9 protein-coding genes are annotated in these 12,239 nt (G+C 34.3%); 8 read left to right on the top strand and 1 reads right to left on the bottom strand.

What is annotated here, in order from left to right; all coding sequences use genetic code 11:
- Nucleotides 1-770 precede the first annotated feature (770 nt).
- On the top strand, nucleotides 771-1,901 hold the full coding sequence (locus BD847_RS14295; RefSeq protein ID WP_115888931.1) for a glycoside hydrolase family protein: 1,131 nt from the start codon (nucleotides 771-773) through the stop codon (nucleotides 1,899-1,901).
- 73 nt (nucleotides 1,902-1,974) lie between these two features.
- On the opposite strand, the gene BD847_RS14290 is transcribed toward BD847_RS14295, so the two are convergent.
- Nucleotides 1,975-2,877: an AraC family transcriptional regulator gene (locus tag BD847_RS14290; protein ID WP_115888930.1), complete on the bottom strand. Its 903-nt coding sequence runs from the start codon at nucleotides 2,875-2,877 to the stop codon at nucleotides 1,975-1,977.
- 410 nt (nucleotides 2,878-3,287) lie between these two features.
- Here BD847_RS14290 and BD847_RS14285 point away from each other — a divergent pair, with 410 nt between their 5' ends.
- From BD847_RS14285 to BD847_RS14255, 7 genes are all read left to right on the top strand, one after another.
- Nucleotides 3,288-4,649, top strand: coding sequence for an alpha-L-fucosidase (locus BD847_RS14285; RefSeq protein ID WP_115888929.1), 1,362 nt, complete (start codon nucleotides 3,288-3,290; stop codon nucleotides 4,647-4,649).
- Nucleotides 4,650-4,665: 16 nt separating this feature from the next.
- Complete coding sequence (locus BD847_RS14280; RefSeq protein WP_115888928.1) at nucleotides 4,666-5,889, top strand: enolase C-terminal domain-like protein; 1,224 nt, start codon at nucleotides 4,666-4,668, stop codon at nucleotides 5,887-5,889.
- A 38-nt stretch (nucleotides 5,890-5,927) separates the two neighbouring features.
- Nucleotides 5,928-7,580 (top strand): sodium:solute symporter, encoded by a 1,653-nt coding sequence (locus BD847_RS14275; protein WP_115888927.1) that lies wholly within the window; start codon nucleotides 5,928-5,930, stop codon nucleotides 7,578-7,580.
- A gap of 36 nt (nucleotides 7,581-7,616) precedes the next feature.
- Nucleotides 7,617-8,072, top strand: a complete 456-nt coding sequence (locus BD847_RS14270; protein ID WP_115888926.1) for an L-rhamnose mutarotase — start codon at nucleotides 7,617-7,619, stop codon at nucleotides 8,070-8,072.
- Between the two features lie 14 nt (nucleotides 8,073-8,086).
- Nucleotides 8,087-8,857 carry an SDR family NAD(P)-dependent oxidoreductase gene (locus BD847_RS14265; protein WP_115888925.1) on the top strand — a complete coding sequence of 257 codons (771 nt, stop codon included), beginning with the start codon at nucleotides 8,087-8,089 and terminating at the stop codon, nucleotides 8,855-8,857.
- Nucleotides 8,858-8,931: 74 nt separating this feature from the next.
- Nucleotides 8,932-10,716 (top strand): alpha-L-fucosidase, encoded by a 1,785-nt coding sequence (locus tag BD847_RS14260; RefSeq protein WP_115888924.1) that lies wholly within the window; start codon nucleotides 8,932-8,934, stop codon nucleotides 10,714-10,716.
- 21 nt (nucleotides 10,717-10,737) lie between these two features.
- The gene (locus BD847_RS14255; protein ID WP_115888923.1) at nucleotides 10,738-12,234 is read left to right on the top strand and encodes an alpha-L-fucosidase; all 1,497 of its coding nucleotides are present in this window, start codon (nucleotides 10,738-10,740) and stop codon (nucleotides 12,232-12,234) included.
- Nucleotides 12,235-12,239 lie beyond the last annotated feature (5 nt).

Raw genomic sequence — 12,239 nt, 5'->3', positions numbered from 1 at the left:
TTTCGAAGTACTGGGAATATCTTCGTAAAGTAGAGGGCGTTTTTCAGAGCGTTTTTGTCTGTAAGTAGGCAAATGAAGTTTCCTTAGAATATTGCCTGATGAAATGGGGGTTCATCTTGTTAGTCAAATTAAGCTGATGTAATTGTTTTTATGTATACATCGTAGAAAGAGGCGCAGTCAAATCTCGATTCAGGTTTTTTTATTCAGACATTTTGCTAGATTTAAGATCCTTAATGAAGCAAATGTATCTTATCCATTACCTGAAATAAATAGTGGATTTAATTATTAAGATGGATAATATGATTATTTTTTTAGAGCAATTATTTTGGATGTAAAATAAATTTGAGATTTGTCTTACAAAATTAACAAGCTATTATTGTTTTGTAAAATTGATTATATGGTAAATTTGTATTAAATATTATCTATTTTTATTGGTATTATTGATGTTTTAGTGTTTTTTTAATAACTGAAAAATGTAAGATGTGTCTTGGTAATTAAACTTTAAAATAAATGTAAATTTTAATTTTAGTACTAAATGCTTTTTTTTTAAATGTTCAGAAAAACATAAAATGACAATTAATAACTAAATAATGATAAAATAGAATTAAACGGTAAGTCGATTTAAATATAATTTTGTGTTTAATGATAAGGCTGGAAATTGTATCTATTTCTTTTTAAGGAAATAAAGAATTTTATAGTAAATACTTCAAGAATGCAAAAGCTGAATAAAATCTTGATATTCAGTAATTAATAAAATCAACTATTAAGTAATGAATAAAAATATTTCACTAATTGTGCTGCTTGCAATTTTCTCAATTTCAACATTAAAAGCACAAACTTCTCAAAGTACAAAAGTTCTTTCAAAAGAAAAAACTACAAAAATGCCTTTGAGTCATATGGCTCAGACGGCTAAATTAATTGGTCCGGCAATTTCAGATCCAAATTGGTATAACTGGTGTGTTAGTCCAATTAAAGGAAAAGATGGTAAGATTCACATTTTTGGAAGCCGTTGGCCGGCCAAAGAACAAATGGACGGATGGATGGGAAAAAATGCTGAAATAGCCCATTTTGTTTCCGATAAACCAGAAGGTCCTTTTAAGTATGTAAGTACGGTTTTAAAAAGTTCTGATTTTCCACATCCGGATAAAATGTGGGCACCGCATAATCCCCGAATTGAATATGTAGACGGGAAATATATTTTGCTTTATATATTTCAAACGCAAAAAGATAAAGCGCTAATGTATACAGGAATGATGATTGCCGATGATATAAATGGTCCATGGCGATTTGCAGGAAAAAATGATGGTTTAATGGTCGAAAATTCTAAAGATCCAAAACATTGGACATACGGCGGTGTAATTGGTACTGATAATCCTGCATTTATGAAAATAGGGAAGAAGTATTATATTTATTTTAAATCCGGAATGCCTACTCAAAGAACGGCCAAATATGGTTACGCTGTAGCGGATAATCTTGAAGGGCCTTATACTCTTTCGGATCATCCTATAACAGATAATATTGATTATATCGAAGACGCTATGGCTTTTAAAGTTAAAAATGAGTACTTCTTGTTGACAACGGATAATTATGGTACGAATTCAGGAACTTTTGGAAATATCATATTGTGGAAATCAAAAACAGGTTTAGACTTTAAGCTCGCTGATGCAAAGGTTGGAATGCGTACTATACTTGACTACTGGGGAACGCCGGAAGATCATAAAAAGCTCTTGCAAAATGAAAAACATTTTGAATATAGTTCAAGTGGAAAACTGGAGCGTCCAGCGGTACTTTTGATAGATGGTATACCTGCTTACTTTTATGCGTCTGCGGGCTTAAATGTAAGCGGCGGTGAAAACGCAGAAACATATGTTTTTAAAATTGATTGGGCTAACGGGAATTAATCACAACTAAGACTGTTTTAATTTCGGGAATATTTATTTAGAGGTTTTTTTATTTTCTAAAATAATTTTATGATTATAAATGTTTCGAAAGCTCAGAAAAACGATATTGTACTGGAGATATTTTCATGTATTTCTTGAACAGACGCGAAAAATAGTAAGGATCATGATATCCTAAATCTGCAGCGATGTATTTAATCTTAATTTCAGTGGTTAATAATAATAAGCAGGCATGTTGTAATTTTAGGTGAATAAAATAATCTAAAGGCGACATGCCGGTACTTTTTCTAAAAAGTGTAGAGAAATGCGATGCTGATAATTTATTCATATTTGCTAAATCTTCCAGCGTAAGTTTGTCAGCCAATTTCCCGCGCATAAAAGCAATCGTATTGGTAATTAAATCTTTTTCGTCTTGTCTTCTTTCGTTGAGGTTTTTGTCAGGATACAAAAAAGTGGAAACAAAGTGATATAAACATAGGTTGGTCTTGTTGAGGTTTTCAATTCCATATCCCATTTCGAGGTTTCGATACATGGTTTCCCATAATTCTAAACCTTTCTCATTAAGAGTGATTTGCTGTGGACCATCATATAAGCCAATATTAAAACTTCGGTTGAAAGTATTCATGTCAGATCCGCTAAAATGTATCCAATATATTGTCCAGGGATCTTTCTCATCTGCGCCGTATGAGGTAGCTTCCTTTGTGGCAGGAATTATAAAGTAATCATTAACGCCTACTTCAAACTTTGTTCCTTTGACAGTATACCATCCCTTACCTCTAACGCAATAAATGAGAATATTGTCAGCACATCCGTTTTTTCGCGCTCTGTAATGATAAGCTGCTTTCGGAAAATATCCAATATGAGTAATGTACAAATTGGCTAGTACCGGGTTTTCTTTTATAGCTTTTTTCCAGACAGTATCTGGCAGCGAAATTAATTTCTCTCCCTGAAATCCGTCACGTATTTTGAAATTCTTCATGATTTAAATCTATAATTCAAATATAATGTATTCTGTATGAAATAAAAAAGCATTTCGCACAAATTAAAGTTTTGATTTATTCCTTCATTTCGATTTAAATAAAATAATTTCTTGACCAGTATCGCAATTGTGTTTATTGTTGTTTTTATGTTTAATGATGTTTAAGTATGATTTATTTTTATGATTTTATTATAATTATGAATGGTAAATTGAAAAATATATTGCGAATTTCATTAATAATTTTTCTCTGTTTTAGTTCCATTATATTAGAAATTCGGTTTGATAATTGTTGTTCTTGATTATTTTAACAAAAACAGTCAAATAGTCCATTATAATAATTGAATGCACTATTTATTTTGGAAAAAAGGAAAGATAAATTTGCCTTCATAATCAATCCTAAATTTGTAATAATGCGCAATTTTTTTATTAGAACTAAAAGCTACCGATTAGGTGTTTGCAACAATATTTCTGCTTCATCCAAATATTTAAAAAAGATTACAGGGTTATTAATTATCGCCCTTTTTTGTAATGTAACTGTCAATGCTCAACAAGCGGTAACTTCCGATATTAAAACATCCAAGGCGGTTATGGATGGTTTTATGGACAAACGTTTTGGAATGTTTATTCACTGGGGACCTGTAACATTGAGAGGTACAGAAATTGGCTGGAGCCGAGGAGAAGAAGTTCCAACACAGGAATACGATAATTTATATAAAGAATTTAATCCGGTACTATTTGATGCAGAAGCTTGGGTAAAAACGGCAAAAGATGCAGGAATGAAATATGTTACGATTACAGCAAAACATCATGATGGCTTTTGTTTGTGGCCAACGGATTTCTCTAATTATAATATTATGAATTCTCCTTTTAAAAGAGATGTAGTAGATGAATTGGCAAAGGCTTGTAAAAAATACGGAATCGCATTTTGTGTCTATTTTACAGTCGCTGACTGGCATGACGCTGATTATAGTAAGAAAACACCAGAAAGCATGAAAGTCTTTGTGTCAAGGATGGAGAATGAATTAAAAGAAATAATTACGCGCTACAAACCTTATATGTTATGGTTTGATGGTAACTGGGAAGAACAATGGAAATTAGAACATGGAGCAGAAGTCTATAAATTCATAAAAAGTCTTGATAAAGATGTTATTGTAAATAATAGACTAGGAAAAGGAGATCATTACTCATTCTCCTCAGCTTCAGTGGGTGATTATTTAACGCCTGAACAGAAAATTGGTGATTTGAATATGAATGATCCTTGGGAAAGTTGTATTACTATTTGTAATCAATGGGCTTGGAAACCAAATGATAAAATGAAATCCCTTAAAGAATGCATTCAGACTCTTGTAAAAACCGCTGGAGGAAATGGGAACTTACTTTTTAATGTCGGTCCAATGATGGACGGCCGCATAGAAGCCCGACAAACTGAACGTCTTAAAGAAATGGGAGACTGGTTAAATAAATATGGTGCAAGTATTTATGGTACTAAAGGTGGTCCTTATAAACCTAACAGTGCATATGCAGCAACAAGAAAGGGAAATATAGTATATCTACATGTTTTTGAAAGAATTGCAGATAAGCTTGTTCTTCCGGCTTTAGGAAATGCTGCAATAAAAAAAGCTTACTTTTTGGATGGTGATAAAGTTTCATTTGTCCAAAGCAAAAATTCACAAATCGAAATTAATCTGCCGGCAGTTTTACCGAATAAAGTAAGTTCTGTTATTGTTTTGGAACTTGATAAAAATGCAGAAGAATTAGCGGTTATCAAATAATTAATTAAACTAAAAAATGATTTTTAAAACCTCAATATCAGATAAACGATTTTCCTTAGAAAAAGGCGCAGGGAGCGATGCCATTCATAGAGATCCGCTCTATTCTTACGCTGTAACACATTTGCATGACGAAAGCGGACATACAGGTGTTGGTTTTGCTTTTACTTTAGGAGAAGGAAATGATCTTGTGTGCAAAGCGGCGCAGTTCTACGCAGAACAATTAAAGGGAAGGGATATTGAAGAGTTGATGTCCAATTTTGGAACTGTTTTTAATGCGCTTTCCAATGAGCAGCAGTTTCGCTGGCTTGGGCCTCATAAAGGAATTACACACCTGGCACTAGCTTCGGTAACAAATGCTTGTTATGATTTATGGGCAAAGAAAAGAGGAGTGCCACTTTGGAAATTACTGACTGATTTAAAACCGGAGGAAATTGTAAACACTTTAGACCTTTCTTATCTGGAAGATGAGTTGACAAAAGACCAAGCAATTGAGTTGTTGCAATCTAATGTAAATGGTAAAAACGAACGTGCTAAAATCATCGATAAAGGATATCCGGGTTATGACACTTCAATTGGTTGGTTTAATTATAGCGATGATCAGGTAAAGGAAAATGTTCGAAAAGCAATTGCTGAAGGATTTACAGCGATGAAACTTAAAGTAGGTTCAAAAGAGTTTGAACGTGATATTCGTCGTTCGCACATAGTGAGAGAAGCCGCTGGTGATTCTGCTAAAATAATGCTGGATGCCAACCAACAATGGACATTGCCACAAGCATTAGAAATTTGTCCGCAATTTTTATCTATGAACCCGTATTGGATAGAAGAGCCAACTCATCCAGACGATGTATTAGCGCATAAGGTTTTGGCTGAAGCAATAGCGCCAACCAAATTAGCTTTAGGTGAGCATGTGCCGAATCGTGTTATTTTTAAAAATTACCTTCAAACAAAAAGCGCGGGCTTTATGCAAGTTGATGCTGTGCGAGTTGGCGGAGTAAGTGAATTTATTTCGGTAAGTTTATTATGTAAAAAATATGGTGTTCCGGTTGTGCCACATGTAGGCGATATGGGGCAGCTGCATCAGCATTTGGTTTTATTCAATCATATTTCAATGGGACATGAAGCTTTGTTTTTAGAACATATTCCGCATCTTCAGAAACACTTTGTACATCCTGTAAAAATTGAAAACGGTGTATATAGAACGCCTATGGAACCGGGAAGCAGTTGTGATTTAAAAGGATAGAATCGGCATAAATAAAGAATTAAAAAAAATAGATAACAATGATACAATTTACAGATCTCATTATCAGCATTTGTTATGTGCTGGGTATTCTGGCAGTCGGATTATGGTATGGGATTCGTCACAAAAGGAAAAATAAAGATAATGCTGCAAGTGAATATTTCCTTGCGGGAAAAACTTTAAAATGGCCGGCGATTGGTTTAGCATTGTTTGCTACAAACATCTCCACAGTTCATTTGGTAAGTTTAGCGCAAAGCGGATTTGATTCGGGTATTCTCAACGGAAATTTCGAGTGGATGGCGGCTTTTACCTTGATTTTACTGGCTTTGTTTTTTTCTCCTTTTTATATAAAATCAGGAGTAGCAACATTACCTGATTTTTTGGAGAAACGCTATGATCGTTCAAGTCGTGACTGGTTGGTTATTGTTTCAATTGTATCGGCTATAATTATTCATATTGCTTTTTCAATGTTGGCGGGCGGGATCGTCTTAAAAACATTATTTGGTGTCAATATGTACACAAGTGTTATTGTAATTTCTATTATTACAGCAATTTATACAATTGTTGGAGGATTAAAAGCTGTTGTAGTTACAGAATCTATTCAGACAGTTGTCCTGATAATTGGGGCAGCCATCATAAGTTTTGCAGCTTATTTTAAAATGGGCGGATGGGAACCAATGGTTGACGTATTGCATTCAACAAACCAAATGGATAAATTATCCATGTTGCGTCCTCATGGCGATGCGAGCGGAATGCCTTGGTATGCTGTTCTTTTAGGATATCCTGTACTTGGAATATGGTATTGGTGTGCTGATCAGACTATTGTGCAACGCGTTTTAGGTGCAAAAGATGAAAACCACGCCAGAGTCGGTCCTTTATTTTGTGGGTTCATTAAAATATTGCCTGTTTTTATCTTCATTATTCCGGGTTTGTTTGCTTACACATTAGCGCAATCTGGCAAGCTTGATATAAGCGCTTTAAAATCAATCGACGAAGCTGGAAAAGAAATTGTAAACAGTAAAGGAATTTATACACTAATGATAACGCAACTTTTGCCAACAGGATTAGTTGGGATTTTGGTTGCAGCATTATTGTCCGGATTAATGAGTCAGATTTCAGGAGCTTTAAACTCTATTTCAACAATGGTTGGTTATGATATTTACAAACGTTATCGTCCGGAGACAAAAGACGAAGAACTGGTTCGAATTGGTAAAATAACAGCAGGAATTGCATTGGTGTTTTCTCTCGCTTTATTGCCTTTGTTAAATAGATACGAAAGTATTTTTAATGGTTTAAATGATATTATTGCGCACATTGCTCCGCCAATTACCTGTGTATTTCTTTTAGGTATATTCTGGAAAAAAGCATCAGCACAATCGGCAAAATTGACGCTCTGGATTGGGTCTGCTTTAGGAGCCATTGTATTTGCAATAAACAAGTTATTTGTTGACACCACAATCGCTCAGATTCCATTCATGATGATGGCTTTTTACCTTTTTGTAGCGTGTCTGATTATGCAAATTATTTTCTCCTATATATATCCTGTTCAACATACCGAAGAAAGTGAGAAGTTGTACTGGAAATCAATTTGGGAACCTTTGCAAAGTCGTGGCTGGTCAGGTATAGGAAATTATAAAGTCTTATCTGTGGTTCTATTACTCTTGATGGGGGTTTTGTTTTGGATTTTTAGATAAATAAAATGAAAATTATTAATACAAAAAACAAAGTTTATGAAAAACAGCTTCATCATACTTTTTCTGGTATCACTGATTTTTTTGTCCTGCAAGGAAGAAAAAAAAGGCAGTCCGTCGCTTTTGAATTCTGAAAAAAACGCAGCTACTAAAGTAACGAAGCGCGTTGGAATGGTAACAGGAATCAAAGAGGATAAAATCGAATATTATAAAAAACTGCATGCAAAAGTATGGCCGGCAGTTTTAAAGAAAATTAAGGACTGCAATATTCAGAACTATTCCATCTATCTTAAGAAAATTGGAAACGAGTATTATCTGTTCAGCTATTTCGAATATACAGGATCGGATTACGACATGGATATGAAGAAAATGGCCGCAGATCGTACAACACAACAATGGTGGAAATTGACCGATTCAACACAAAAACCATTGCCGGAAGCGGCCGAAAAAAAGCAAATATGGACTAATATGGAAGAAGTATTTCATACAAATTAAAAGATTTAAAAAATATGCAGCTATTAGCAAATAAAATTATATTTCTAACGGGAGGATCAACAGGCATTGGATTAGAGTGTGCCAAAAAATACGCTGAAGCAGGGGCTAAAGTAGTTATTATGGCAAACGAAGAGCGGTCCCTGACTGAATCTGTAAAAGTGCTGGGAGAAGAGCATAGCTCTTTTTTAGGAGATGTATCAAATGCTAATGATGTCAAATTAGGGATTCAGCATGCTTTGAAAAAATATGGTAAAATTGATGTAATTCATAACAATGCCGGTATCGCAAATCCTTCATTGCCATTGCATGAAACTAGTGAAGAAGAATGGAATAGACTTTTTGATGTAAATCTTAAAGGTGTGTTTTATACGACAAAATATGGTTTGGAATCTTTGAAACTTACACAAGGTTGTATATTAAATACAAGCAGTATTGTGGGCGAAATAGGTCAGGCGAATCATGCTGCTTATTCAGCAACAAAAGGAGCTTTAAACGCTTTAACCAAATCAATGGCTTTAGATTATGCTAAATATAAAATCAGAGTAAATGCTGTCTCACCTGCAGGAGTTTGGACTCCAATGCTTAGGGAATGGGGAAAATTACAGGAAGACGCTCATAAAATAGAAAAGTATCTGGATGATATTCATGTTTTGGGATATTGTCCTGAGGGAGATGTGATTGCAGATGCATGTGCGTTTCTGATATCAGATAAAGCGCGATTTATTACCGGAACTATAATGCCCGTAAGCGGTGGAGCAGAACTTGGATACAGAAGGTTCGATTAAGATTCTAAAGTACTGCATTTTGTGACTTTTGACTGGTTTAATATTTTTCAGATTAAGATTGAATATTTTCATTTATGAACGATACAAATAAAATTAATAGACTTCTTTGCTTTTCTATGCTGTTTCTCTGCGCCAATGTTTTTGCTCAATGGTCGGTATTAGATAACGATAAAAGGTTTTTGTTAAATAAAAGCGAGTCTTATTTGTATCAGCCATTTACTGACGAGCAGTGGAACTCAAGTAATTTTGCTACGGAGAAGGAAATGAAATGGTTTAAAGATGCCAGATATGGAATGTTTATTCATTTTGGACTTTCGTCTTATGTAAGTAAAGACTTGAGCTGGCCTATTGTTTATACCAGAAAAGCACCGGATCAGGGGCATGGAGAATATCCTGAAAGTGTTTGGACGAAATGGCCTGAAAAGTTTAAATTGGAAAAATTCAATGCAGACGAATGGGTGAAAATAGCTCAGGAGGCTGGACAAAAATATATTGTAGTCATCGCAAAACATCATGATGGTTTTCATATGTGGGATACTAAATATTCGGAATTTAAGATTACCAATACGCCTTTCGGAAGGGATTATATTAAAGAAATTGCAGATGCTTGTCATAAAGCAAAAATGCCTTTTGGGTTTTATTATTCTCAGCGAGATTGGTATCATCCGGATTATGCTCCTGTTGATCCAAATACAATTAAACAAATTTCAGATCCTCCATATTATCAGGCACTTCCGGGTAAGAAAGTTGCGCCGGGTTCAAGCCATTCTAAATATATTGATTATCAGTATAAAGCTATTGAGGAACTCTGCACGAAGTATGGCAAAATTGATATTTTTTGGTTTGATGCTGTATATTGGGGCGGAATGTTTACCGCTGATATGTGGGATTCTGAAAATCTTACTCGCATGATTCGACGTTTGCAACCAGGTATTATAATTAATAACAGAGCCAGTATTCCCGGTGATTTTGATACGCCTGAACAACGTATCGGAATGTATCAAAAAAGGCCGTGGGAAAGCGCGATGACCTTAAACGGAAGCTGGGCCTATTCTCCAGAGCCTAAAATCAGGTCCGTTAAATCGCTGTTGCAGGAAATGTTATCGGCAGCCTCAGGCAACGGAAATGTATTATTAAGCTGGGGCGCACATTGGAACGGTGAGTTTGATGGTGCTCAAAAAGACACCTTATTAGCAGTTGGAAAATGGCTAAAAAATAATGGTGAAGCCTATTATGGAACTAATGGCGGTCCATGGATGCCTTCTAAAAATTATGGCTCAGTTTACTCGAACAAGAAGATTTATATTTATGTATACAATTGGGATAAAGAAAAATTGAGTTTGCCAAGGATTTCGGGAAATAAGCTATTATCAGCGAGTTTTCTAAATAGTAATGAAAAGCTGATTTATACTGAAAAAGATTCCTTTATAACTTTCAACAAACCTAAAAACCCGGATAAATTAGTTACAGTAATTGTATTAAATATGATCAATAATGTAAGTGAAGTACAAGAAATTAAAACTTCCACATCTGTTTTTGATGATCCTGCTTATGGCGAAAAATTTAAAGTCGTTAAGCTAAAGAAAACAGACTGGAAAGATAAAAATGCCATTATAGATTTACATACGGATAAAAAAGTTACAGGATTAAGTATATCAGGAAATGCGGGTACATTAATTATTTCTGTTTCAAAAGATGGGAAAAGCTGGGAAAATGAAGGAACTAGTTCAGAAAATCTTGGAGAAATAAGTATTAGCTCATTTTTAGCCGGTGTATACATTCCTGGAAAAGAAATCAGATATATAAAATTAGAAAATCAATTAAAACCCAATTTAGACATTACAATTTATTCAAAATAATTCAATTTCAATATTTTTTTTATGAACTCAAATAAAATAAAATTTCTGTTTAGCTTCTTGCTGAGTATATGCTTTCTCAGTTTGTCGGCTCAACAAATTTCTAAACTTCAGCTTACACAAGTAGAAAGAGGTTATGGAATGTTTATCCATTTTGGTATTAATACGTTTAACCAAATAGAATGGTCTGACGGAAAATTGCCCGTTTCGTCTTATAATCCAGATCAGTTAGATCCTGATAGCTGGGTGAAAACAGCAAAAGAAGCCGGTTTTAAATATGTCATTTTGGTTACGAAACATCACGATGGTTTTTGCTTGTGGGATAGCAAATACACTGAATATGATGTTGCGTCAAGTCCAGTAAAAAGAGATGTTATTGCCGAGGTTGCCAAAGCATGTAAAAAATACGGAATTGAATTAGGGTTATATTACTCCTTATGGGATCAACATGAAAAAAGCCATGATTTAAAGGACCCGCAGCCCTATGTTGATTATATGAAAAATCAACTAACAGAATTATTGACCAATTATGGAAATATATGTGAAATCTGGTTTGATGGTGCATGGGCAAAAAAGGATGATGCCTGGCATATTCCAGAAGTGTATGCTCACATTAAAAAACTGCAACCAAACTGTTTAGTGACAGTAAATCATACAATTAGTGTTGATGGAAAACCGGGAACAATTCAGCAACCTTCAGATCAGAAAACGGGTGACAAAGTACGTTTTTGGCCAGTCGATTTTAGAACAAAAGATCCTAATTTAGCAAGATGGGATGATCCAAAAATATTTAGTCAGCCTGATGGACAGACTTATTTAATTTTTGAACATACATTATGTTTGTCAAACCGTTGGAATTGGTTTCAGAAAAAAGAAAATTTACCAGCCAGAGATCTTGATGAATTGGAGGAGTTGTTTTACTGGACAACAGCAAATAATAATATCATGATTTTGAATGTTCCGCCAGATGAACACGGACAAATTAGAGAACATGAAAAGAACAGGATTTTCGAATTGGCGGATAGATTAGGTATTCGGGGCGGAGGAAAATTTCCGGCAGGGCCAACTAATTTATCTTTCAACTTGCCAGTTAAGGCTACAAATTCGTCAAATGACAAAAAGTTCGATATTTCAAAAATTAATGATTTAAGTTTGGAAACTTATTGGACTGCAGGAGAAAAGACGGCTACAATCGAAATGGATCTAGTAAATGCCAAAAAACTAAATAGAATTACCATTTTTGAACATCCGGAAAGCATTGATCTTGAAGATGGTTTTTCAACTTTAAAACAATATCATATTGATCAGTTTTCAATTGAGTTGATGATTGATGGAAAATGGAAAACAGTTTATATGGGAGATGAGGTAGGTTCATGCAAAATAATAAAATTGCCGGAAGTCTATAATGCATCAAAACTGAGATTAAACATTCTTCATTCTAAAGAAATTCCTTCGATTTATCATATTGGGATTTCAAATGATGTTGAAAAACAGTATAGAAAAATACAGCTAAAATCCTAAAATAT

This window comes from Flavobacterium cutihirudinis (assembly GCF_003385895.1).
Taxonomy (GTDB): Bacteria; Bacteroidota; Bacteroidia; order Flavobacteriales; family Flavobacteriaceae; genus Flavobacterium; species Flavobacterium cutihirudinis.
This window is presented reverse-complemented; position numbering and strand designations above follow the sequence as displayed.

Bases quoted from the DNA above. Each gene is read 5' to 3' on its own strand.
- BD847_RS14265 (WP_115888925.1), top strand. From the start codon at position 8,087: ATGCAGCTATTAGCAAATAAAATTATATTTCTAACGGGAGGATCAACA.
- BD847_RS14290 (WP_115888930.1), bottom strand. From the start codon at position 2,877: ATGAAGAATTTCAAAATACGTGACGGATTTCAGGGAGAGAAATTAATT.
- BD847_RS14255 (WP_115888923.1), top strand. From the start codon at position 10,738: ATGAACTCAAATAAAATAAAATTTCTGTTTAGCTTCTTGCTGAGTATA.
- BD847_RS14275 (WP_115888927.1), top strand. From the start codon at position 5,928: ATGATACAATTTACAGATCTCATTATCAGCATTTGTTATGTGCTGGGT.
- BD847_RS14280 (WP_115888928.1), top strand. From the start codon at position 4,666: ATGATTTTTAAAACCTCAATATCAGATAAACGATTTTCCTTAGAAAAA.
- BD847_RS14295 (WP_115888931.1), top strand. From the start codon at position 771: ATGAATAAAAATATTTCACTAATTGTGCTGCTTGCAATTTTCTCAATT.
- BD847_RS14260 (WP_115888924.1), top strand. From the start codon at position 8,932: ATGAACGATACAAATAAAATTAATAGACTTCTTTGCTTTTCTATGCTG.
- BD847_RS14285 (WP_115888929.1), top strand. From the start codon at position 3,288: ATGCGCAATTTTTTTATTAGAACTAAAAGCTACCGATTAGGTGTTTGC.
- BD847_RS14270 (WP_115888926.1), top strand. From the start codon at position 7,617: ATGAAAAACAGCTTCATCATACTTTTTCTGGTATCACTGATTTTTTTG.